This is a genomic window from Streptococcus alactolyticus (assembly GCF_042649785.1).
GTDB classification, from domain to species: domain Bacteria; phylum Bacillota; class Bacilli; order Lactobacillales; family Streptococcaceae; genus Streptococcus; species Streptococcus alactolyticus.
On sequence record NZ_JBHRZX010000007.1, the window covers coordinates 50498 to 74660 of the forward strand.

At 41.8% G+C, this 24163-nt stretch carries 22 protein-coding genes and 2 pseudogenes; 1 reads left to right on the plus strand and 23 read right to left on the minus strand.

Annotation, left to right across the window (positions count from 1 at the left end; all coding sequences use genetic code 11):
- Window positions 1-275: 275 nt before the first annotated feature.
- The gene (gene nagA / locus ACFORE_RS02115; protein WP_294422530.1) at window positions 276-1424 is read right to left on the minus strand and encodes an N-acetylglucosamine-6-phosphate deacetylase; all 1149 of its coding nucleotides are present in this window, start codon (window positions 1422-1424) and stop codon (window positions 276-278) included.
- A gap of 118 nt (window positions 1425-1542) precedes the next feature.
- Window positions 1543-3174, minus strand: coding sequence for a Na/Pi cotransporter family protein (locus ACFORE_RS02120; RefSeq protein ID WP_380434933.1), 1632 nt, complete (start codon window positions 3172-3174; stop codon window positions 1543-1545).
- Window positions 3175-3474: 300 nt separating this feature from the next.
- Here ACFORE_RS02120 and ACFORE_RS02125 point away from each other — a divergent pair, with 300 nt between their 5' ends.
- Entirely contained in the window at window positions 3475-4131 is a 657-nt protein-coding gene (locus tag ACFORE_RS02125) for a peptidase (RefSeq protein WP_154455246.1), read from the plus strand.
- A 43-nt stretch (window positions 4132-4174) separates the two neighbouring features.
- Here ACFORE_RS02125 and ACFORE_RS02130 read toward each other — a convergent pair whose 3' ends face one another.
- The 21 genes and pseudogenes from ACFORE_RS02130 to ACFORE_RS02230 form a co-directional block, all read right to left on the minus strand.
- Window positions 4175-5020 carry a DegV family protein gene (locus tag ACFORE_RS02130; RefSeq protein WP_380434934.1) on the minus strand — a complete coding sequence of 282 codons (846 nt, stop codon included), beginning with the start codon at window positions 5018-5020 and terminating at the stop codon, window positions 4175-4177.
- A 149-nt stretch (window positions 5021-5169) separates the two neighbouring features.
- Complete coding sequence (locus tag ACFORE_RS02135; protein ID WP_264879816.1) at window positions 5170-5985, minus strand: Cof-type HAD-IIB family hydrolase; 816 nt, start codon at window positions 5983-5985, stop codon at window positions 5170-5172.
- Entirely contained in the window at window positions 5978-6601 is a 624-nt protein-coding gene (locus ACFORE_RS02140; protein ID WP_380434935.1) for a trimeric intracellular cation channel family protein, read from the minus strand. Before ACFORE_RS02140 ends, ACFORE_RS02135 begins: the two co-directional genes overlap by 8 nt.
- Window positions 6602-6674: 73 nt before the next feature.
- Window positions 6675-6887, minus strand: coding sequence for a heavy-metal-associated domain-containing protein (locus ACFORE_RS02145; RefSeq protein ID WP_154455242.1), 213 nt, complete (start codon window positions 6885-6887; stop codon window positions 6675-6677).
- 26 nt (window positions 6888-6913) lie between these two features.
- Complete coding sequence (locus ACFORE_RS02150; RefSeq protein ID WP_380434936.1) at window positions 6914-9151, minus strand: heavy metal translocating P-type ATPase; 2238 nt, start codon at window positions 9149-9151, stop codon at window positions 6914-6916.
- 30 nt (window positions 9152-9181) lie between these two features.
- On the minus strand, window positions 9182-9616 hold the full coding sequence (locus tag ACFORE_RS02155) for a CopY/TcrY family copper transport repressor (protein WP_154455240.1): 435 nt from the start codon (window positions 9614-9616) through the stop codon (window positions 9182-9184).
- 197 nt (window positions 9617-9813) lie between these two features.
- Window positions 9814-10353 carry an LOG family protein gene (locus ACFORE_RS02160; RefSeq protein ID WP_235281115.1) on the minus strand — a complete coding sequence of 180 codons (540 nt, stop codon included), beginning with the start codon at window positions 10351-10353 and terminating at the stop codon, window positions 9814-9816.
- 79 nt (window positions 10354-10432) lie between these two features.
- On the minus strand, window positions 10433-10783 hold the full coding sequence (rbfA, locus tag ACFORE_RS02165; protein ID WP_154455238.1) for a 30S ribosome-binding factor RbfA: 351 nt from the start codon (window positions 10781-10783) through the stop codon (window positions 10433-10435).
- A gap of 145 nt (window positions 10784-10928) precedes the next feature.
- Window positions 10929-13160: pseudogene (gene infB, locus ACFORE_RS02170) on the minus strand (translation initiation factor IF-2); the annotation flags it as partial.
- Between the two features lie 147 nt (window positions 13161-13307).
- Window positions 13308-13628: pseudogene (locus ACFORE_RS02175) on the minus strand (translation initiation factor IF-2 N-terminal domain-containing protein); the annotation flags it as partial.
- Window positions 13629-13649: 21 nt separating this feature from the next.
- Window positions 13650-13952: a YlxQ-related RNA-binding protein gene (locus ACFORE_RS02180; RefSeq protein ID WP_154455236.1), complete on the minus strand. Its 303-nt coding sequence runs from the start codon at window positions 13950-13952 to the stop codon at window positions 13650-13652.
- Complete coding sequence (gene rnpM / locus ACFORE_RS02185; protein ID WP_154455235.1) at window positions 13945-14241, minus strand: RNase P modulator RnpM; 297 nt, start codon at window positions 14239-14241, stop codon at window positions 13945-13947. The genes ACFORE_RS02180 and rnpM overlap by 8 nt, the downstream gene beginning before the upstream one ends.
- Window positions 14242-14259: 18 nt before the next feature.
- On the minus strand, window positions 14260-15519 hold the full coding sequence (nusA, locus tag ACFORE_RS02190) for a transcription termination factor NusA (protein WP_154455247.1): 1260 nt from the start codon (window positions 15517-15519) through the stop codon (window positions 14260-14262).
- 96 nt (window positions 15520-15615) lie between these two features.
- Window positions 15616-16080: a ribosome maturation factor RimP gene (rimP, locus tag ACFORE_RS02195; RefSeq protein WP_235280988.1), complete on the minus strand. Its 465-nt coding sequence runs from the start codon at window positions 16078-16080 to the stop codon at window positions 15616-15618.
- Window positions 16081-16347: 267 nt separating this feature from the next.
- Window positions 16348-17181 carry a hypothetical protein gene (locus tag ACFORE_RS02200; protein ID WP_294427062.1) on the minus strand — a complete coding sequence of 278 codons (834 nt, stop codon included), beginning with the start codon at window positions 17179-17181 and terminating at the stop codon, window positions 16348-16350.
- Window positions 17154-18185 (minus strand): hypothetical protein, encoded by a 1032-nt coding sequence (locus tag ACFORE_RS02205; RefSeq protein ID WP_380434937.1) that lies wholly within the window; start codon window positions 18183-18185, stop codon window positions 17154-17156. Before ACFORE_RS02205 ends, ACFORE_RS02200 begins: the two co-directional genes overlap by 28 nt.
- 76 nt (window positions 18186-18261) lie before the next feature.
- Window positions 18262-18588, minus strand: a complete 327-nt coding sequence (locus tag ACFORE_RS02210; RefSeq protein WP_380434938.1) for a hypothetical protein — start codon at window positions 18586-18588, stop codon at window positions 18262-18264.
- On the minus strand, window positions 18585-20066 hold the full coding sequence (locus tag ACFORE_RS02215) for a hypothetical protein (protein ID WP_380434939.1): 1482 nt from the start codon (window positions 20064-20066) through the stop codon (window positions 18585-18587). The genes ACFORE_RS02210 and ACFORE_RS02215 overlap by 4 nt, the downstream gene beginning before the upstream one ends.
- Window positions 20067-20091: 25 nt before the next feature.
- Window positions 20092-22053: a PilZ domain-containing protein gene (locus ACFORE_RS02220; protein WP_380434940.1), complete on the minus strand. Its 1962-nt coding sequence runs from the start codon at window positions 22051-22053 to the stop codon at window positions 20092-20094.
- A complete protein-coding gene (locus ACFORE_RS02225; RefSeq protein WP_264879749.1) occupies window positions 22043-22996 on the minus strand; it encodes a bifunctional glycosyltransferase family 2/GtrA family protein in 954 nt (317 codons plus the stop codon). Before ACFORE_RS02225 ends, ACFORE_RS02220 begins: the two co-directional genes overlap by 11 nt.
- Before the next feature lie 97 nt (window positions 22997-23093).
- The gene (locus tag ACFORE_RS02230) at window positions 23094-23981 is read right to left on the minus strand and encodes a sensor domain-containing diguanylate cyclase (RefSeq protein WP_380434941.1); all 888 of its coding nucleotides are present in this window, start codon (window positions 23979-23981) and stop codon (window positions 23094-23096) included.
- Between the last annotated feature and the right edge of the window lie 182 nt (window positions 23982-24163).

The window sequence follows — 24163 nt, forward strand, 5'->3', positions numbered from 1 at the left end:
AGAAAAAACCGCTAAAACACTCCCATGATACCTCATAAGGGGCGTTTAAACGCGGTTCCACCCTATTTTATTACTTCATTTTATCTGTGTCTAAACTTAGCCTTAGCTAAGCGAAAGCGCCAGTTACTCACAGCATTGTCATCCGACTCCCACCAACTCGGACTCGCTAGGGAAACGCCATAAGACCCTCTCTCTTTAGACAGTATTTTAGCACAAAAGCAAATCCCTGTCTAGGTAAAAATACTAGACAGGGAAAAAGTAGGTCACTAAATGATCTACTCTTCCCAAGCTTTTCTTCCGCCGAGGTAAGTGGCTTGTAGGTTCAAGTCTTTGTCTAGGACGATAAAGTCGGCGTGATGGCCTTTTTTGATTTGGCCACATTCGTTATCAAGTCCTACGGAAATGGCTGGGATTAAGGTTGCCATGCGAATAGCTTCGGCTTTAGACACCAAGCCCCAGTCCACAACGTGTTGCACGGCATCTTTTAGTTGGAGAATAGACCCTGCCAAGGCGCCGTTTGATTTGAGGCGTGCGGTTCCTTTTTCGACAATAACAGGAAATTCACCCAACATATAATCCCCGTCTTTTAATCCGCCAGCGCTCATGCAGTCGGTAATCAAAGCCACGTGGTCAGGGCCTTTTTGGTGGAGCAACATATCACAAGCTGATGGGTGAACATGGTGCCCATCGCAAATCAATTCGGCATAGGTATTTGGCATTTCGTAAACGGCACCAACCATACCAGGCTCACGGTGATTGAGTCCTCGCATACCATTGTAGGCGTGCACCCAAACAGAAGCACCAGCTTCAACAGCTTTGATGGCTTGGTCAAAGGTCGCATCAGAATGTCCTAAAGCCACGGTCACACCTTTGTCAGTCGCATAGTTGATAAAGTCCTCAACGTCCTCACGTTCAGGCGCTAGAGCAATCTTACGCAACAAGCCCTTAGAACTAGCCAACCATTGGTCTAACTCGCTAATAGAAGGATTACGCATATAAGAAGGGTTTTGGGCACCTTTGTATTTTTCAGTAAAGTAAGGGCCTTCGAAAAAGAGGCCTTTGATACGGGCACCGCTTTCTTGCCCTGCAAAAGCTGCTGTTGTTTGGCAAATAGCATTCAAAGTTTCAAATGATGCGGTCAAACCTGTTGGTAAAAAGCTGGTCACACCAGCTCCCAAAAGGGCACGGCTCATTGTTTCTAGTGATTCTTGGCTATTGTCCATCACATCGGCGCCCGCAAAACCATGAATATGCGTGTCCACTAGACCAGGCGCAATGCTATAACCTGTCCAATCCACAATAGTCGTATTTTCTGGCACGCTTTCTTGCCAATCTCCAAAACAATCGCCTTCGATCGCCAGGTAACCACTCGGTTTCACTTGATAAGGGTAATAAAATGCATCTGCTTTGATATAGGTTGTCATGTTGAATACCTCCGTCACTTTCTATTATAAGCAAAAGTCCTTTTTTTGTAAATGGTATATACCAAAAAAATCCTGTACAAAAAAACTTTTAAACCCAAGGTCTAAAAGCCGTTTAATCTTATATTTGTTTCTGAATCACTTTTTCCACTAGGTTGAGCGCGTGATCGGTGATGCGAGTACACGGCGAAATCAAATCAATAAAATTGATCCCAGCCAAAGGCGTGCATTCGCCAATGTTAATGCGCTGGATATGATTTTTACGAATCTGACGAGCTGACTGAGCCAATTCGCGGTGGCGTTCGACAACTTCTCCTGCCAAGACCGTGTCATTGTCAATAATCACCTTGAGGGCATCAAGGACCATGCGGTGCGTGTTGCTATAAAGTTGGTTAACTTCCTTTATCGCAGCTGGCGAAAAGAGAACGCCTTTAGACTGGTTGTAAGTCATCAAATGAACCAAGTTCACGCTGTGGTCGCCAATTCGCTCCAAATCGCGCGTGGCATCCAAAAGGCTAGAAAGCACTTCTCCCTCATGCTGAGTCAAGGATTCACTCGACAATTCAACCAAATACTTCGTCAATTCCTCGTCCACACGATTGACGGTGTCTTCTAGAAGTTCCGTTTTCTCAGCGTAGCTGTTGTCAGCTGTATCAAAAAAGAGAAAGGCAGCTTCAAAACTCTGTGTCGCATAAGCGCCCAAGTGAATCAACTCTTTCTTGGCATTTCCAAGGGCAATAGCTGGCGCTTGTTTCAACAAAAGGCGGTCAAGGTAAACCGTTTCGTATGGCACCACCTCATCATCTCCTGGGATGAGTTTAGTAACCAGATAAGCCAAGGTTCCAATGAAAGGAAAGAGCAAAACGGTATTGGTGATATTGAAGGTTCCATGGGCAAAAGCAATTGTCATAGCGTGCGTCAAATGCAACTCTCCTTGCAGCCACTCCATAAAATATATAAATGGCGAAAGCACAATCATAAACAAGATGGTTCCAATGACGTTAAACAAGACATGGGCACCAGCAACACGTTTGGCAGACACATTAGCTCCCAGAGCTGCTAGAACTGCGGTGATACAGGTTCCGATATTGCTTCCCAAAAGAATCGGAATAGCCCCATGCAAATCGATTAAATTACCCGTGTACAGGCTCTGCAAAATCCCAATAATGGCTGCTGAAGATTGAATAATCATAGTCAAAACCGTTCCAATCACCACTCCCATAATCGGTCTATCCCCAAGTGTCGTCAGGTAATCCTGAAAGGCTGGAATGGATTTGAGAGGCTCCATAGCACCACTCATAATATTGAAGGCAAAGAAGATACCACCAACCCCGAAAATAATCCGACCAAGATTGTTCAAGGTCCGATTTGAAGTGAAAAAGAGCAGGGCCGAACCGACAAAAATCATTGGCAGGCCATAATCACCTAAGTTAAATCCGATCAAAAAAGAAGTGATGGTTGTTCCAATATTTGCTCCCATGATAATACCAATGGCTTGTCTTAGGGTCAACAGTCCCGCCGACACCAAGCTAACAGTAATTACCGTCACCCCTGAACTAGACTGGATAAGCGCTGACATGGCGATTCCCACAAGAACGCCTAAAAAGGGATTACTGGTGTATTTGTCAATGTAATAACGCAAACGGTCACCAGCTGATTGTTGGAGAGCATCTCCCATATACTTGATGCTAAATAGGAAAAGCCCCAAACCACCAAAAAAACTAAAAGCAATCTCTTGCCAATTTATTGACACAGTGTTATCCTCAAATATTATATTTTTTTCGTAAAAAAGACGATATGTCCACTTTAATGTATTCCAGACAAACAGACAATACTTTACTGTATTTTTACACGTTTGTAAAAAAACTGATTTTTCTAACAACTCGTTTTCTAAAAGAAACCTTAAAAAGTTAGAGGATTTTTTTAAAAAGGGAATCCCTGTCTATTTCTGTGGTATAATGATATAAAATGGTCTGTTTATGACAGACGTTTTAGCGTGTTAGCTTAGTAAGATAACAGCATATTTTATTATTAAATTCTCAAAGGAGTTGTCATGAAACGCTCAAAAAGTGAAGTCACTTATCTTATTCTTAGTATCATTTTAGTTGCTCTTGCGGCTGGTATTTACTTAATTTTCGGCAATAGCCAGACCAAAGCGTCAAGCACAGAACCAACAAGCTCTTCTGTTGCCTCTTCTTCAACAACCAGCGAAGAAGAATTGGAAGAAAAAGCAAAAGCTTCTCTAGCCGAAGCCCAAGACAAACGCACATCAGAAGCGATTACCAATGCTCAAGCTGCGATTAACAAATTGTCTGACGAAGCTAAGAAAACCGATTTGCAATCGCAATTGGACGCTATTTCAGCTGAAATCAACAATGAAAGCAATGCCGAAAGTGCCGTTGCAGCTGCCGAAGCAGAACAAACCTCTGCTAATGTCACTGCCGCACAAGATGCTGTTGACACCGTAACTAATCAAGATGTTAAAGACCAATTGCAAACGCGTATCGATGCTGTTGCCAATGCTATCTCTGCTCGTTCAGCAAGTGTTGCAACACAAACAACACCAAGCTCAGCGACGACAACACACGCTTCAACGGCTGACGATACAACAACTTACAACAACAATTACAGCAGCAGTCAAACCTACGGTTACAATACCTACTCAGATTCTACTGCGACAAGCAGCAGCCAAACTTACTACGGCTACTAAAATGCACATGACAAAAGGTCTAGGAGTTAAACTCCTAGACCTTTTAATGGGTTTCATATCCTAGTAACAAACCGCCTCTTTCACTGTAAAAACTACATAAACCAGAAGCATTGACAAATTGGATATCTGCTTTTGGAAACAAATCACGAAGCTTGTCACGCAATTGTTGGCAGGCTTTTTCATTGCCTGCGTGGGTAATCATGACCTTGTCTCCTTGGTAACCAGCTGCCAGCATCTCGTTAACAGTGGCCTGAATGGCTTTTTTCTGACCTCTTGCCTTGTGCAACAAATCAAGCGTTCCTTCGGGGCTGGCTTGCCCAACCATGCGGATATTGAGCAAACCGACAACCTTACCGACCAATTTATTCAAACGGCCGTTATTGACCAGATTATCCACATGTTCTAGGATGAAAAGCAGTCTTGTTTTGGCTTGGTAACGTTCGAATGCCTCGAGCACTTGGTCAAAAGAAAGTCCTGATAAAATCAAACGTTTTAACTCCAAGACCAGCAAATCGATTTCACCACCAGCTGACAAGGAATCAATCACATGGATATTGACGTTGGGATGCTCTTCTAATAACATTTGCTTGGCAATCTGAGCACTATTGTGACTACCTGATAAAGCCCCTGTAATGGTGATAACAATGATATTATCAGCACCTTGGTAAGCTCGTAAGAAAGCGTCTGGGCTAGGACAGCTCGACTTTGACGGCACGGATTTTTCATATAAGGTGTCCATCATAGCCTCAACATCCAAGCCTTCATCGTCCACAAAAAGTTCTGAACCAATTTGTAAGGTCAGGGGGACATTTTGAAAGGCTAAATCTTTTTCGGGTACACCAATGTCCTTAAAATCACAACCCGAATCTGTCACAATTTTCCAACTCATCTCTATTTCCTCGTTTCCTTGCATCATATACTTTGATTACCAAAGTATTTCTTTCTCAATTATATCATTAAAAGCTTACGGAAACTATAAAAAGCTCGTGTTCTTAAAAAAGTCTTGCTCCACAAAAACTTTGGAACAAGACTTTGCTGTTAATCTTTTAAAACGTAATCGTAAATAGCTTTGGCAACACCTGCTTGGTCGTTTACCGTGGTTTGGTAACGGCAGATTTCTTTGACCTCATCAGTCGCATTGCCCATGGCAACACTATGAGTAGCAAATTGCAACATTTCCAAATCATTTGCCGCATCGCCAATCGCCATGACGTCATCAGGGCTAAAGCCTAGTTTTTCTGACAAAGCTTTTAAGGCCGTCGCCTTGGTGTAGCCTTTTGGCATGGCTTCAAAGATATAAGGCTGGCTACGTACCACGCTAAAATCTGCTGCCAAATCCACTTCCTTGGCTGCTTGGAAAGGATTTAAAACAGGTGCTTTTGCCATGTACATGGCTTGGAAAATGATTTCTGAGCTGTCTTTGATTGCCTCAAGGCTGATGGCTTTGGCTGTGTCAAAGACCAAGCCAGCGTCGTACTGCACCAATTCTGGGACGACATCACCGACAGCATAATAATGCTTTTCACCTGTCAAGGTCAAGTAAACCTCTGGAAAATCACGCACAGCCGCTTGTAATTGGTCCAGCTCCTCATTGGTGATTTGGGCATAACTCATCAATTCCCAATTTTTTGTGTTGTAAATGCTGCAGCCATTGTTCATGATGATGTATTCTTCATCAGTCAGCCCCAATTGTTCAAAATAAGGCACAATGCCAGATTTTGGGCGTCCTGTGCAGAGCACGATTTTTACGCCTGCTTGTGCTGCCGCTTGAATGGCTGAGATGTTTTCTTTGGGAATTTTTTTCTCTGAATTTAGCAAAGTGCCGTCTAAATCAATTGCGATGAGTTTAATCATGTGGTGTCACCTTTCCTTTTATTTTTGGTAAATGCCATTGACGTTTGTAACCTATCATGCGAAGAATAACCAAGACCAGCACCAGGGCATAGTAGCCCGTGTCACTTGTCACAATGCCAAAATAAAGAACAAATGCCGCTAAAATAGACCAGCCCGCATAGACCTCACTACGCAAGATACCAGGTTTTCGCCCTGCTAAGACATCTCGGACCACACCGCCACCAGCTCCTGTTAGAACTGCTGCGACAATCACCGCGCTTAAAGGCTGCTGCAATTTCATGGCATACATGGCACCTTGGACGCTAAAAGAGGCTAAACCAATCGCATCTGTCAAGACTTCTGCTTTTAGCCAACCCTTTGTCACAACATTTGGAAACAACATAATCAGCAACATAGCCGCCAAAGCAAAATAAAACGCATCCCCTTGCGACCACAGCGTTCCAATTGGCAAGCCAATCAGCAAATTGCGGATAGCACCACCGCCAAAAGCCGTGACAAAGCCCAAGATGAACATGCCTAAAATATCAAAATCTTCTTCCATTGCCACAATAGCCCCTGATACGGCAAAGGCAATGGTACCAATAATGGTCAATAAATCCCAAACGTCTATCGTCATACCAATCCAAACCTATTTTTCTTACGCAACTAGTGTATCATTTTTAAGGCCATAAAAAAACATTTTTCAGTATTTAATTAGCCTTTATCTCTTTACCAAGGGCGTACTTGGTGCCTTTTAAAGCACGTTGAAGTGAGAATTTAAATGGTCTGCCTGTGATAGTGGCTTGTTTTTTATCCAAATCCACGACCACTTTTTCCACACCATGAACGGCTGATAATTTTTCAGTGACGGTTTTGGCGCAACCATCGCATTTCATTCCAGTAACTTCATATGTTCTTTCCATCAGAATACCTCCTGTTTTTTAGCAATCTAAGTTAATTTAATGTATTTCAAACGAAGGGCGTTAAGCACAACAGATACTGAACTAAAGCCCATAGCCAAACCAGCAATCATTGGGTTGAGTAGGGGACCACTAAAGAGGTAGAGGACACCCATGGCAACTGGGATAGCCAAGATATTGTAAATGAAAGCCCAGAATAGATTTTCCTTGATGACCCTAATGGTCAAACGGCTAATAGACAAAGCTTTCAAGACATCTGAGATACTTGCTTTCATCAAGATAATATCGGCAGATTCAATGGCAATATCTGCACCTGAACCAATGGCAATACCAATATCAGCTACTGCTAAGGCAGGGGCATCGTTGATACCATCACCAACCATGGCAACTTTCTTACCTTGAGCTTGCAAATCCTTAATCACACGAGATTTTTGGTCTGGCAAAACATCACTAATAACCGTTGTAATGCCAACTTGTTTGGCAATGGCCTTGGCCGTTTGTTCATTATCACCAGTTAACATCACCACATCCAAACCAGCAGCTTGCAACTTGGCAACTGTTTCTTTACTATCTGATTTAATCAAATCAGCAACGGTAATAACACCCAATAAATGCTTCTTATCTGCCACATAAATAGGGGTTTGACCTTTTTGCGTGGCTTGTTTGACTGCATCTTCTGCTTGGGTAAGGTTGATTTGATGGTTTGCCATCAATTTATGATTACCGACGTACAAGGTTTGACCGTCACAGTCAGCCTGCAAGCCCAGACCTGTCAAAGACTCGAAATTATCCACAGCGACTAAAGACAAGTCTGATTCGTCAGCTTTTTCCACAATGGCTTGGCTCAAAGGGTGTTCAGAGAATTTTTCAATCGAAGCCACTTGGCTAAGCAAACGGTCCTTATCACCTTGATAGGCAAAGATATCCACAACTTGCGGTTTCCCTTGGGTAATGGTACCTGTCTTATCAAAGACGATGGCATTTAAATGGTGGGCATTTTCAAGATTATCGCCTCGTTTGTAAAGAATACCATTTTCAGCACCACGACCAGTACCGACCATGATAGCGGTCGGAGTTGCCAATCCCAAGGCACAAGGACAAGCAATAACCAAGATGGCAATGGCAACTTGAAGGGCGAAAACAAAGCTCTTGCCCATGAGCAAATACCAAAAGAGGAAGGTCACAATTGCGATAACCATAACCGTTGGGACAAAGACACCAGCCACACGGTCAGCAATCTTGGCAATAGGTGCTTTGGTTTGTTGGGCATCTTCAACCAATTTGATGATTTGAGATAACAAGGTATCGCCACCGACTTTTTCGGCACGAATGGTCAAGGCACCTTGTCCATTGATTGAAGCACCGTAAACCTTATCATCCACAACTTTTTCAACAGGGATACTTTCACCCGTCAACATGGATTCATCGATGGCACTATGTCCTGATACCACAACCCCATCCACAGGGACCTTTTCACCTGGTTTTACCAAAAGCATATCTCCGACCACCACATCTTCTATGGGGATAGAGATTTCCTTGCCGTCACGGATAACAGTGGCTTCCTTAGCAGATAAGGTCATCAATTTCTTAATGGCACCTGAGGTCCGACCTTTAGACAAGGTTTCAAAATATTTACCTAAGGTAATCAAGGTCAAGATAACCGCCACAGATTCAAAGTAAAGCATATGAACAGCATGAAGGTGACCAGCGAAAATTTGGCACATGCTGTAAATACTATAAACAAAGGCGGCACTTGTTGCTAGAGCAACCAGGGCATCCATATTAGGGTGACCCTTGCTCAATGATTTAAAACCACTAATGTAAAAGCGGCGACCAAAGTACATGACGGGTAAAGTCAAAAGCAATTCTATCACGGCATGCACCATGGGATGAGCTGACATTGACATGAATTGTGGCACCCAAAGCCCCATCATGCTCCCCATTGAAATGTAAAGCAAAGGCACGGTAAAGACAGCAGACCAGACGAACTTACGCCACATATTTTGGGTTTCTTCGTCTTGACGCTCTGCTTGGCTCTTTGATGTTTTAGGGTCAAAAACAGAGGCACTGTACCCTGCGTCTGACACTGCCTTTTCAATCATGCTTTCAGTGACAACATCAGGGTCATACTCAACCGTCATTTTTTCAGTTGTGAGGTTGACAACAACGGACTGCACATGGTCTAACTTTTTGACAGTCTCTTCAATCGTTACCGCACAGGACGCACACGTCATCCCATCAATCACAAAAACTTCTTTTTTTGACATGGCTAAACCTCTTCTCGTATGTGTGTTTTGCTACTCTAAAGTCAAGTGTTCCTTGCAACGGCATTGCCCATCAACACAATCACAAGGCACTTCTTCCAAGACATTTTCTTTCCTAGCTAAAAGCGTTTCGTCTAATAAGGTCACATCTGCCTCCGTCATCGGCATGGATTCTAGGAGATGCTTAACGATTTCCACATGCTTTCGCTGGCAAAACTTATTAAAGAAATCCGTTGTTTCTTGCTTCATGACTTCATTTTCTGAAATCAAAGCCGAATAACGAAAAGACTTTCCAACCTTTTGCGTGCTCAGATAACCCTTATCCACAAGACGTTTCAACAAAGTCTTAACCGTCGAAGCCGTCCAATCGGTCTTATCTTCAAGAATGTCTAAAATCTCACTGCTCGTCGTTTCTTCCTTGGTCCAAACAACCCGCATGATTTCCCATTCTGCATTTGAAATAGCCATCTGCTCTCCTTTCTCATTTCTTATCGTCTACATTTGTAATCTTATTATAAGTCTATCGTTTGCGTTTGTCAACAGTATAAAACAAAAAAATAAAACACATTGCCAAAATCAAAGCAATCTGTTTCATCTAGCGTATTATTCTTTAATATAATGGCATCCTCCCCCTGCTACTAGCCAAGAAGTTTCAAATCTAGCTCTCATTTCTGATAACTACTGATAACTTCTTCTAAGGCTTGCAGACTATCGACAAAGAGAACCTTGTCACGGTCAGCTGTCGTTAAAAATCCCGCACTGACCATCTGGTCAAATTGGATTTTGAGGCTATCATAATAACCATTAGCATTAAAAAGCAAGCAAGGCTTGTCGTGTTGTCCCACGCGCGCCCAAGAAATCGCCTGACTAATCTCTTCAAGCGTTCCAGGACCACCTGGAAAGGCAACCAAAACATCACCCATTTCCATTAACAGACGCTTACGCTCATCCATATCAGCTACAATACGCAGCTGCGTCAAACCTTGGTGGACTTCCTCACGTTTTTGAAGAAAATCTGGCATAATGCCGTAAACCTTTCCACCATGAGCCAAGACCCGATCTGCCAAAAGTCCCATCAACCCAGTCTGACTCCCGCCATAAACCAAATCATATCCCTTTTGCGCCATCCAATCGCCAAAAGCCTCCACACTGTCACGGTAGATCGGATTGCCCATACTTGACGCTAAATACACTGTGATTTTCATTTTATTGCCTTCCTCATTTCAAAAAACACCTCCATTATAGCATAAAAAGAACCCACTTGTTAGTGAGCTCTTCAATCGTTTAGTTTTTACTCTCCAAATCACGAAGCATTTGGTCAATTTTATTACCGTATTCGATAGATTCGTCCTTGATGAAGGTCAAATCAGGAATTTTATACATGGTCAAGTTACGACCCAACTCACGTTTGATGGTTCCTGTTGCCTTTTCAAGACCAATTTGTGCCTTTTGATTATCTGAGGCAAGATCAGAGTGAATGGTGTAATAAACTTTTGCCATTGACAAATCCCCAAGCATTTGAACATCTGTGATAGTCACATCTTGAACACGAGGGTCACGCACTTTTTTATGCAAAATCTCATTCACTTCCCGTTTGATTTCCATACCAACACGGTCAATACGATGATTAGCCATAATCTTTGTCCTTTCTATTGTTTTGAAAAAGCTAGGCTAAGCAAACCTAGCTTTTATTCATTTCTCACATGTAACTATGTAACGTTTAGGCAATGCACCATAGTGCTTGCCGTATTCCCATTAGAGGCATTTGCCTCAATGGGAATTAACGTTTCACTTCTTCCATAATGTAAGCTTCGATAACGTCATCCACTTTGATGTCGTTGAAGTTTTCAATCATCAAACCACCTTCTTGGGCGTTTCCGACTTCTTTAACGTCATCTTTGAAGTGTTTCAAGCTGGCAAGTTTGCCATCAAAGATAACGACACCGTCACGGATAACACGGGCACTAGCGTCACGTGTGATTTTACCACTTGTAACCATAAATCCTCCGATAGTACCCACTTTAGAGACTTTGAAGATTTCACGGATAATAGCTTCCCCGATAACTTTTTCTTTGAATTCAGGGTCAAGCATACCTTTCATGGCATCTTCTACTTCTTCAATAACTTTGTAGATAATTGAGTGAAGGCGAATATCCACTTCATCTTCTTCTGCTTGTTGACGCGCTTGTGGAGTAGGGCGGACGTTAAATCCAATGATAAAGGCATTTGATGCTTCTGCCAAGGTCACGTCAGATTCGTTGATTGCACCGACAGCAGAGTGAACAACGCTCACTTTAACGCCTTCAACATCGATTTTAAGAAGTGAGGCAGCAAGGGCTTCAACAGAACCTTGTACATCGGCTTTGATAATCACGTTAACGGTCTTAACTTCACCAGCTTTAAGCGTATCAAAGAGATTTTCAAGGCTGACACGTTGAGTGGCTTGACGTTGTTTCATCAAGGTACGTTTGGCACGTTCTTCACCAGCTGCACGCGCTGCTTTTTCATCCTCGTAAACAGCAAAATGGTCACCTGCCATTGGGGCTTCGTTTAGACCTGTGATTGAAACAGGGGTTGATGGTTCTGCTGTTTTCACGCGACGACCAAGGTCATTGGTCATGGCACGCACACGTCCAAAGGTATTTCCGACAACAATAGGATCTTGCACATGAAGGGTACCTTGTTGAACAAGAAGAGTTGCCACAGCACCTTTTCCTTTATCAAGACGCGCTTCAATAACTGTACCAATCGCACGAACGGTTGGGTCTGCTTTCAATTCTTCCATTTCAGCTACAAGAAGAACGGTTTCAAGCAATTCATCGATGTTCTTACCAAATTTGGCAGAAATTTCAACGAATTCACAATCCCCACCCCAAGCTGTTGAGATGATACCGTGTTCTGCCAATTCACCAATAACACGTTCTGGGTTGGCACCTGGTTTATCAATTTTGTTGATTGCAACGATGATTGGGACACCAGCAGCTTTAGAGTGGTTAATGGCTTCGACCGTTTGAGGCATAACACCGTCATCAGCAGCAACAATCAAGATTGTAATATCTGTGATTGACGCACCACGCGCACGCATTGATGTAAAGGCCGCGTGTCCTGGCGTATCAAGGAAAGTGATTTTCTTGCCACCTTCAACAATTTGGTAAGCCCCGATGTGTTGTGTGATACCACCAGCTTCGCCTGTAGCGACACGTGAATTACGAAGGGTATCAAGAAGGGTTGTTTTACCATGGTCAACGTGTCCCATGATGGTAACAACAGGCGCGCGCTCAACCATTTTATCTGGATTGAGGTAGTTTTCATCTTCAAAGAAACGATCAATATCGGCATTGTCCACTTCCACTTTTTTGTGGGCTTCAATACCGTAATCCACCATCAACAATTCAATGGTATCACCGTCAAGAGATTGGTTTTGAGTGGCCATAACGCCCATCATAAAGAGTTTTTTAACAATCTCAGCTGGTTCACGTTTGATACGTTTTGCGATTTCTGCAACAGTCATCCCTTCAGTATATTCAAATTCCTTAGGCAATTCGTGGAATTTGCGTTCTGTGACTGGTTTTGGTGCTTGGTTGCGATTGTGTTTGCCTTTTTTGTTTTTATTACTGTTCCAATTACTATTTTTTTGATTTCTCACTTGATTTTGACTATTCCGGTTTTTTCTAGTTTTGCGTGGACCGTCCTCATTATCATGATTATAATCTCGTGGTTTTTCAGGACGAGCCTGTTTTTTACGACGTTTATCAATTGCTTGAGAAGCAGGTTCTGCTGCTGCAACTGGTGATAAAGGTATTTCTTTATTAGTCACCTTTTTTGTTTCCTCAGCTTTCTGTTTTGCTTCTAAGCGAGCCTCCTGTTCTTTTTCTCGCGTCTGTTTTGCACGACGTTTGGCTTCTTCTTGCTCATGGAAACGTGTTTCACTTTGGCGTGAGTACTCTGCATTTTGTTCAGCTTTCAGGGCTGCCGCACGCGCTTTAAAGTCAATACGTGGCTTCTGAGCTTGTGACGGTTGAGCAGAACGGTTTATTCTAGTCTGCTGACGGTTAGCTTGATGCCCTCTTTGAGCATCTTTGCCATACCTTGCTGACTTAGCAGGCTGTTGTGAACGGTGGTTGCCGTCTTGCTCTTGATGACGTTTTTTACCACCTTTATTCGCATTCGCACGTTTTTCAGCTTGTGCTTTCGCACGAGCCTCACGTTCGGCTTTAAAATTGCGGCTTTTTGGTTTCGCTGTCGTTAGTTTTGCAGCAGAAGCTTCAGGAGTCTTAGCGGCTAGCTGTTCTGCTGATTTTGCTGACGGAGGCGTCTGTTTTGATTCTGACAATTTTGCAACAATACGCTTTACATCAGCTTCTTCTACGCTAGAAGAATGGCTTTTAACCGCAATACCAAGTTGTTGTGCATATTCGACAACTTCCTTACTTGGACGGCCCATTTCTTTAGCAATTTCATACAATCTTTTCTTTGACAATAGTGATGTCCTCCTATTCTTTTAGTTCATAAGAGTCCTCATTTTCTTTGAAAATCCAGCGTCTGCGATAGCAATGACCTTACGAGGCTTACCAAGGGCAGCACTTAATTCCAGTGTACTAAACACTGTGGAGACTTCTACGTTATAATAATGACTTTTATCAGTTGTTTTCTTGGTTAAATTGACACCAGCATCATTGGCTAGGAAAATAAATTGTGCTTTACCCGTTTGAATTGCCTTAATGACTAACTCTTCACCTGAAATCACTTTTCCTGCACGCTGTGCTAAACCAATTAAATGAGATAATTTTTCGCGATTATTCAAGGCCCAACTCTCTTCTTTTCACTTTGTGATCAACATAAGCAATCAATTCATCGTAAAAGGCTTCTGGAACATCCATTGAAAAGCTACGATTAAAGACCTTTTTAGCTTTGGCTTGAATGGCTTCGTTAATATCTAATTTGATGTAGGCACCACGACCGTTTTTCTTACCAGTTGGATCGATAAAAATCTCGCCTTCTTTATTTTTCACAATGCGAAGCAAATCACGTTTATCAATGACTTCTCCTGAAACAACTGATTTTCTTAAAGGTATTTTACGTGTTTTAGCCATCAAACACCTCTATCTTTCTTATTCTGTATCGTCGTCTGACAGAAGATCTGATTTAGTCGTATCCTCGACTTCAACGGTTTCATCAACGATAGCTGATGTTACAGCCTCTTCAATAGCTTCATCCACCATAGCTGATGCAACGCTATCTTCGACAACTTCTTCAACAAGTTCAGTTTGCGCTTCACGTTCTGCTTCAAGGGCTTCATACTCAGAAGCTGACTTGATATCAATGCGATAGCCTGTCAAATGTGCAGCCAAACGAACATTTTGACCACGGCGACCGATAGCTAGCGACAATTTGTTGTCTGGCACAACAACTGTTGCGCGTTTGCTATCTGCTTCGTCAAACAAGACCATATCAACTTCAGCGGGTGCAATAGCATTGTAGATGAACTCTGCTGGGTCTTCTACCCATTGAATCACATCGATGTTTTCTTCAACAGGTACTTCCACACCTGCTTTAGCATCGTAGCGTTTTGGATGGAATTTGCTAATCACACGTTTGATGTTGCTTCCACCACGTCCGACAATCGTTCCGATAGCATCCACGTTTGGATTGTGGCTACGAACAGCCACTTTGGTACGGTCACCAGCTTCACGTGAAACGTTCATGATTTCAACTGTTCCATCAAACACTTCGGGAATTTCTTGTTCCATGATGCGTTTGATAAATTGTGGGTGGCTACGGCTAACAAAGACATTCACACCTTTTGGATTGTTTTCCACTTTGTAAACGTAAACTTCGATACGGTCGTGTGATTTGAAGGTTTCACCAGGAATTTGGTCTTGGTGTGACAATTGAGCTTCTAATGAACCAAGATTCACATAAATGAAACGTTGGTCGAAACGCTCAACTGTCCCTGTCATGATTTCACCTTCGTGTTGTTTGTACTCATTATAAGTCACTTCACGAATTTGGCGACGCATTTTTTCCATGATGGTTTGTTTTGCTGATTGCGCCGCAACACGACCAAATTCAGCCACTGATTCTTCAAAGCGAATCTTGTCCCCAAGCTCATAAGCTGAACTAATTTTCAACGCATCGGATAAGCTGATTTCTAAACGGCTATCAAAAACCTCTTCAACAACTTCACGCACTGTATAAACTTTAAAATCAGCAGTTTTTTCATCAAATTCAATCACACATGATTCTGATTGGCCGTAGCGGCGTTTATAAGCTGATTTCAAAGATTCTTTGACAGCATCAATGATGTCTTCTTTGTTAATATGTTTTTCTTCTTCCAAAATACGGAAGGCTTCCAGCATTTCTTTGCTCATTTTTTTCATAGCCCTATCACAAGTAGAGCCTTATCCTTTCGTTTTAAATCTATTCTCACATTAAAAAGCAAAAAACGTTAGTGACATTTCCTTTGACTACAACTTCACTGCCAAGCGAGCTTTAGCAACTGTTGCATATGGAATGTCTACTGTTTTTTTCTTGGTTTTATCCAAATATTCCATGGTCAATACCTCACCATCAAAAGCGACAAGGTCACCTTGAAATACTTTCACTTTGTCAATTGCCTTGTAAAGGCTGACATTGATGTAAGAGCCGACAGCTTTTTCCAAAGCTTCCTTTGTTTTTAAAGGACGCTCTAAACCAGGGCTAGCCACTTCCAACATGTATTGGTCTGGAAATGGGTCTGGCTGAATATTATCTAATAAAGGGCTAATAATCTCAGTCAAATCAGCGGTGTCATTAACCGTAATCCCACCAGGCTTATCCACTAAGACACTAAGAACATAGTCACTTCCCATTTTTCCGTACTCAACATCCACCAATTCAAATGGGTCTTGAATGGCAGGTGCGATAACTTCTGTGACACGTTCAATAATCACATTAGCATTTGCGATGACAATCCCCTCCTTCGTTTGACAAAATACCAGTAAAAACCACTTAAAAAGCAGATTTTACCGCCTACTAACATCTCTCACTGCCATTATACAACGGATTAAAAGGACTTGCAGAGCCAAAGGTTTAGCCGTTTGTGGCAGGAGTCACACATAAGAGGCGAAGTTACAAACTCCGCCTCCTCTTATGTATTTGTTACTATCATATCATACTCTTTTAAAAATGACAAGGCAGCAGCACAAGAGACCAAAATCCTATTCTTTTAGATTGGCTAACAGGTCGGCTGTCTTGTGAAATCCTGGTTTATAAGTCTTACCAAATAACTTCTTAGTCATGGCATTAAAACTATAATGGTCATCTAAGATAAGCACCTCGTCATAAGATTTTAAAATGTATAAAAAGGTTGAATCGCTAAGGTCAAAATCCTCTCTACCATCGACATTGACATTCCAAAGGTAATAACGTGCCGCTCGGATAAGATAGTAGTTGTCAATTTTTTCTTTGTCTGAGCTGACAAGCAGGATTTTCGTCTTAGATGGTGTCATGCGATTGCCTGTCAAATGGCGTAATTCTTCCAAGGACTGTACTCTTTCGTACTCATTACTGTGTCTGATTTCATTGATTTCTGATAAGAGCATAAAGACAGAAAAACCAATCAAGGCTAAGCTTGTGTACTGGTACAATCGCTTGGTGCCTAGGTTTTTAAAGGAACGCAGGTTGCGTTTCTCAAATGTTTTTTCATACAAAGAGCGGTCCGTTTCTCTGGCTAAAAGCATAACCATCAAACCAAAGGCCATAATAACCATACTAGATGCATAACGATCAAAACCAGCTAGTTCCAAGGCTTCGTCCGTTGGCATAGCCGTCAAATACATCAACAAAATCCCAACGTAATAGGCCACAATCATTACATCTAGCAATACCCAAGTGGCCAATAAACGTCTGAATCGATGAGCAAAAAGACCAAAACCAATCACAGCAACTAGCATGACAAGGTTTAGCCCGATAATGCCACGCGTTGCCAGACTACCAAATTGAAAGACTTCTTTTGTGAAATGGGTTATGATTTCTTGTGCCACATCATCCATATGCCCTGCCAGTATTGGTCAATTTCTGAAAAAGACACCGCGTGCTTAGCTTTAGACACATTGGTAAAGTTGAGGCTCATGTGTATTTGCCAAAGGAGATAAGGAAGAAAACTAAGTCCTGCAGTCAACAAAGCTGGAAATAGGTTCCACCATCTGATGATTTTGCGCCGTATCAAGCGAGCCACAAAAAACAAATAGACAAACAAGGCAATGGCCACAAAGAAAAGTCCACTCACCTTAACAATGCTCAAAAGACCTAAAACCACCAAGGTGTGCAAGGACATCCGCCAAAATTGATTGCGGTAAGCAAAGCAGCCTGCGATTGCTGCTAAAGCCAGCACAGGCAAGAGAAAATCCACCAAAAGATTGTTCAAACGAATGGCAATATTAAAAACATTGAACACAGCAAAAGTGGCAAAAATCATTGCTGAGGGCAAGGCGCGGCGTTCATCACGCAAGGCAGCAAACATGGCATACGAGCCTGACAAGATAAGAACCAATTGCCCTACCAACATGACACCTTCTGAAAATCCGACAACCTTGGTAAAGAAGTAAATAAATAAAGAACTTCCCACAGGATACGTGTAAAAATCAATGATAGTATCTTGTTGCGTTGGTAGGCTATCATTGATAAATAAAAATTTGACGATACTGCCCCAATGGGTGAAATTATCAAAGTGAAGCAATGGCGATTGCAATAAAACTGCACCAAAAAGCAAGAGATAGAGCAACATAGCAAGAGCTGTAAAATCAAGCCCTCTGATGCTATCTTTCTTGGTCATATATCGCCAGATCTGATACATGCTCAAAATAGCACCTAGTCCACAAATACCATAAACAGCACCCAGTAAAATATTTAATAAACTCGCAACATATAATATCAAGGTAATCGCTGAGAAGGTAAACACCCAAGTCAAACGGCGGTTCATCTTCAAACGATTACGGAAAAAGGCAGTATAGCCGCCCGTCAAAAAGACAAATAAACTTAATCTTAAAATGGTCATATCGTTCCTTTCCAATAGCAATAAAAGGGATAATGCCTCACATCATCTCTCTTACCATAAAAGCAAACAACTCCTTTCATTCTTTCGATTGTGCCGCTAACATTGTAGCGGTTTGATACAAGCCTGGCTCGTAAGTTTTGCCAAATACTTTCTTAGTCATGGCATTAAAGGTGTGGTGGTTATCTAGCAACAATACCTCATCATAAGACGCTAAGATTTGAGTAAATTCTTGGTCATCTAGCAGGAAGTTTTCCCTTGCATCCACATGCACATTCCAGAGATAATAGCGAGCAGCGTAGGTGATAAAGTAACTATCCACAATTTCCTTATCTGCCGTAACCAATAAGACTTTTTGCTCAGATGGGGTCATGCGATTGCCTGTGATTTGCTGAAGAGCCGTCAAGGACGGGGTTTGATGCTTCTTATTAGTATAGGTGATGCTATTTTTTCAGACAACAGCAAAGCAGTCGATACAATCAGTAAGCCCAAACTTGTGTACTGGTACAAACGCTTGGTGCCTAAGTTTTTAAAAGAACGAGAATCCCGCTTTTTAAAAGTCTTTTCAAATAAAGCATGGTCAATTTCCCTTGCTAAAACCATTGCCAGCAAACCATAAGCCATGATGACCATACTAGAGGTGTAGCGTTCAAATCCAGCTAATTCCAAAGCTTCATCGGTCGGCATGGCAGTCAGATACATCAGCAAAATGCCAATATAGTAAGCCACAATCATCACATCAACCAAGAACCAAGCAGTTATGAAGCGGCGCGAATGCTTTCTCAACAGCACAAAAGCTAACACCACGACCAACATCACAACATTTAAAGCGATGATACCACGCGTTGCCAATTGACTGAGGTCCAAAGATTGGCTAGTAAAAGCATCTATAATCTCACGCGCCACGCCCCCAATTTTCCCAGTCATAATGTGACCTAATTCTGAGAAAGAGACGGCATGTTTTGCTTCAGATGCATTGGTGAAATGCAGAGCTATGTGCCTTTGCCACAACAGATAAGGTGAAAAATTAAGGCCAATGGTCGCGAGGCTTGGAAAAATTGCCCACCACCTGACACGTCTGCGACGAAAGAGCCTTACCACACAGCTCACATACAAAATCAAAGCAATGGCCACAAAGAAAAGTCCGCTAACCTTGACAATACTTAAAGTGCCAAGAACCACCACCATATGAACAGACAAACGCCAAAAATGATTGCGATAGGCATAACAAGCCGAAATAGCCGCCAAAGCTAGCACTGGCAAGAGAAAATCCACCAAAAGATTGTTCAAACGAATGGCAATATTGAACGTATTAAACAAAGCAAAACTGCCAAAAATCAAGGCTGACGGCAAGGCACGACGCTCATCACGCAAGGATCCAAACAAGGCATACAAGCCCGACAAGGTCAAGAGCAATTGCCCAACTAACATGGTGCCTTCTGAAAAACCAACGATTTTTGTAACAAAATAGATAAACATCGAACTACCAACAGGATAAGTATAATAACTGATAATCGCATCCTGCTGGGTCGGCAAGCTATCATTCGAGTACAAAAACTTCACAATCGTAGCCCAATAGGTAAAATTGTCATAATGCAATAACGGTGATTTGAACAAAACCGAACCAAAAGCCAAGAGATAGAGCAGCATACCAAGCGCAATAAAATCAGGAACTCTAAAGGTATCTTTCTTGGTCACATATCGTACCAGCTGATAAACACTCAAAATCGCCCCCAAACCACAAATGCCATAAACCGCTGGCAGCAAAGCATTGAACAAAGCCGCAAGATAAAGCACTAAGGTAATCGCTGAAAAAGTGAATACCCAAGTCAAACGACGGTTCATCTTGAAACGATTGCGAAAAAGATCGGCATAACCAACCATAAAAAAAAGAAAGCAAATCTGACTATCATGCTACCTGACCTTTCCACTCACTCGCCAACTGTTTAAACTGAGGTGTTTTCGCCAAACTAGCTAAATTCGTCACTTGATAAAGGGACTTATTGGCCTCTTTGTCATAAGATACAAAATCCAGTTTCACATCCATGCCTTTATAATCAAAGGTCAATTCCTGCTCCTCATCTGTATCTTGCTTTAACTTACCTACAAAAGTCATGTAATAATAATTGCTATATTGTAATTTGTAAGCCTCCTTACCAATATGCACTGTTTCATTGACATTTACTTTAGGGAGAGTCATGCGATCGTAAGGTGTCGCCTCGCGTCTTTCCACCGGCAAACGTCGCAAAATATTTTCCAACAAATCATCCCAAACAGACATCCAAGTATCTTGAACCTGTGGGAGATTGTAGTTGATACGGTCATAGATGTATTGGTAAAACTCGCGTTTTTCTGATTCTGGCACAGACACGAAATGCAAGCCATAAAGCCATTCATTTTCGTCGCTAATAACTCTAACCACTCTCCCCTTAGCTTTGGCTTTATAATCCTGAGATTTCAAGTACAGCGTGATGTCTTTGTCCTTTGGCAAATACAAGGCCAAATCTGTCTTGAAAGAAATCCCCGTTTCTGAAATATCAGCCACATGGACTTGGTAAGCCCAACCGTCCACTTTAATATTGATGGTTTCATCCACTGGAAAACGCACAAAAGCGCGATAAGAAGGACGACCCACGGCACAGAAAATAGCAAAAGTTAAATTGATGATATGATGAATGAGCCAAAAACTAATGACACTACCATAAAACAACTCCGAGCCAAATTTACCATAGTTAAAACGAATGAGCCCATAAACCGATAAGCTCCACAAAATGATATAAGGTAAGGCATACAAGCGCAAGGTCCAAGAATTATCCGAAACTTTTTTAGTCACCTTAAACTTCTTCTCGCTAATTCCAAAAGCCTCTAAGAGAAAAGGGATGGTTAAATAAGGTGCAAAAATCGTTTCCACAATTTCTCCCCAAATCTGTGTGCGGTATTCTTTTGACACATCACGCATCGCCAAACGCGTCAAGCCACTTGCCATTGGCGCATCAGTCGAATAATTGACATAGCCCTCGATATTCATGCGTGCTCCAAGCTCAAAGTCCTCAGTAATGGTATCTGTTGGAAATCCGCCCGCATCATCAATAGCCTTGCGATAAAGCACGGTATTTGACCCCGTGTAAAAGGCTGAGCCACAGGCGCTATTAAAGTTGTTAATCCCTTTTGAAAAGAAATCTTGTTCATTAGGCAAGGTACCCTCTGAAAAAAGATGGTATTGGAAGATATCCTCATTGTAAAAGCTTTGCGGGGTTTGAATCAAACCAATCGGTGCTTTGTCCAACTCTTCGTCATTCGCATCTGCCTCGACTTGTTCCACAAAATAAGGCACCGTTTCCAGCAAAAACTCACTATATGGAATCATGTCTGCATCAAAAGTCGCTACCAAAGGTGATGAGGTTTGATTTAAGGCATTGTTGTAATTCCCAGATTTGGCATCTTTGTTGTCCGACAAGCCAAAATAACCTACGCCCAATTCCTTTGCCAAGGCAGCCACTTCAGGACGGTCCGTGTCATCGCAAACGTAAATATGCACCTTAGATTTGTCAGGGTAATGCATATAAGTACAAGCGTTCACCCTTTTGTAAAGCAAATCAGGGTCCTCATTGTGGGTAGCAATGAGAACATCCACATCAGGATAACGCTCTGGAGCAATCTCTGGTTTTTCCAGCTTAAAATCCTTGTGTTTATTGGAAATGATGATAAAAGCCGTGATAGACGATACCAACTCACTTCCCCAAAGTAATACCCCAAAAATCAAAGCAAACCACGAATCATGCCAAGGAATGGTCATGATTAAACGCCAAGACAGATAAAAAAGACTCGTTACAAAAGCTCCTAAATATAATAATTTTTGACTAATTTTCATTGTTCCTAAAAATAAATCTCTTTTGCACAAAATAACTAACAAAGAATAAGACGCTATCCACAATGATTTTCACCACTGAAATTGGAATAGCTTGCCACAATTGCCCAAAGAAAGTCACCAAATAACTTGACAACATAATCTGAACCACCACTAGGATAAAGTATTTGACAGCACTGCTAGGACGACCTTGTTGGAAAACAAGGTTGCGATTTAAGGTGAAATTAACAATAGACGACACTATCCGAGCCAGTACAGATGCTATCACAACTGTCCCAAAATTCAAGCCTTTAAAGACCATCATTAAGACGGTAAAGATACCAATATCCACCAAAAATGACAACAGTGAAGCAAAAATGTACTTGAAAAAGACCTTGTAGATACGGATAGAATCACGAACCACATCAAAATGGGATGATTCGTTCTCATTGATATAAATAGTTGCTATGAGCACCTCACGAATTGGAATATGGTCCTCCTTAGCTTGTAGGAGCATATTCATCTCAAATTCATATCGCTCACCTTCAACCTCCAACAAACAAGGAAGCCAAGCCATAGGAATCACTCGAAGCCCTGTCTGCGTGTCTGACACCTTCATACCTGTGAAAACATCTAAAATATCACGGGTCAAGACATTTCCAAAACGACTTCGCAAGGGCACGGATTCTTCAAAGGTCCGAACACCCAAAATCAAACTGTCTGGGTATTGCAAAAAGGCTTGGATACATTTTAGCGTATCCTCATAGGTGTGTTGCCCATCAGAATCAATGGTCACTATTCCTTTAGCTTCAGGAAGCGTTTTCAAAATAGCCAAAATAGCGGTCTTTAAAGCCCGTCCCTTCCCTTTATTAACCTCGTGGGTCAACAAACGGCAATGATAAGTAGTCTGAGCTTCTTTAAAAATATCTTTGTAATCGTCACCACTTCCGTCATCAACTAAAATAATATGAAAAGGCCTGGCCTTACGTGTTCAAATATCCTGCAAAAGTTCTAATAAACGGATATCTGGTTCATAAGCAGGGATGACAACAACAACCGACTGCTCATTCATTTTCAACTAAACTCCTTTTATTCTTTTTATTTCGATACATTCTTCGGTCAGCAATCATATAAAAGTCCACAAAGGACTTGTGTGAGGCGTAAGAATCGGTATGAAAACCATAAGACGCCGTAATACCTATATCTTCAAACAAGGCTAATCTTGCCACATTGATTAAAAATTCGGTCTGCTTGCGGGAAACACCTGGCAATAACACCACAAATTCATCTCCCCCCAAACGGGCCACAACGGCATTATCAGGCATGATATCTTCCAAAATTCTGCTATAACGCACCAAAAGATTATCACCGTAAATGTGCCCTTTGGTATCGTTGTAATGCTTAAAGTCATTCAGATCTGACAAGATCAAGGTGACCGTTTCCATCTTGTTAAACATACATTCGTTAAAGGCCGATTCAACGTAACTGCGGTTGTAAAGTTTGGTGAGAAAATCTTTTGAAATCATTTCATTGATCTTTTCTTCACGCGTCTTTTGCCACGTCACGTCTAAGATAAAGCACAAAACACCAATAGTTTTCCCACTATGGTCATAAATAGGCGAATAAATCATTTCTAAATAGAGTGGCGTTTTTTGCCCACGACTAATTCTACTGACAGTTGTAAAAGCTTCGCCACGTTTGGCACGATTGAGATTTGATTTAAACTTCAAAGCGTTTTCTTTACTGATATGATTAAAAGGGCTCTCTCCCACCCTTGGTCTAAAATGAAATAATCGGACTACAACGTCATTATATTCGTTATCAACTAGCATAAAGCAATCATTCATATCAAAAGCATGCAGATGCAGGTAACTCACACTATCCAAAATCAAACTAGGTAAGACAAAACGCCTACTATCGATATGGACAACGATACTGTAAGCAAATAGCATTAACAGTAAGATCCCTAAAACATACGGACTTTTTAAGTCAAAAAACTCCTTACGTGCTAGGATATAAATAAATAATATCACAGCCGTAGCAATGATAAAAAAGGAAATCCGGCTCTATAATTTCTGTAGTGGGTAAATCCACCATGGAAATTATGGAGCCTTTTTGAGTATATACAAAAAGT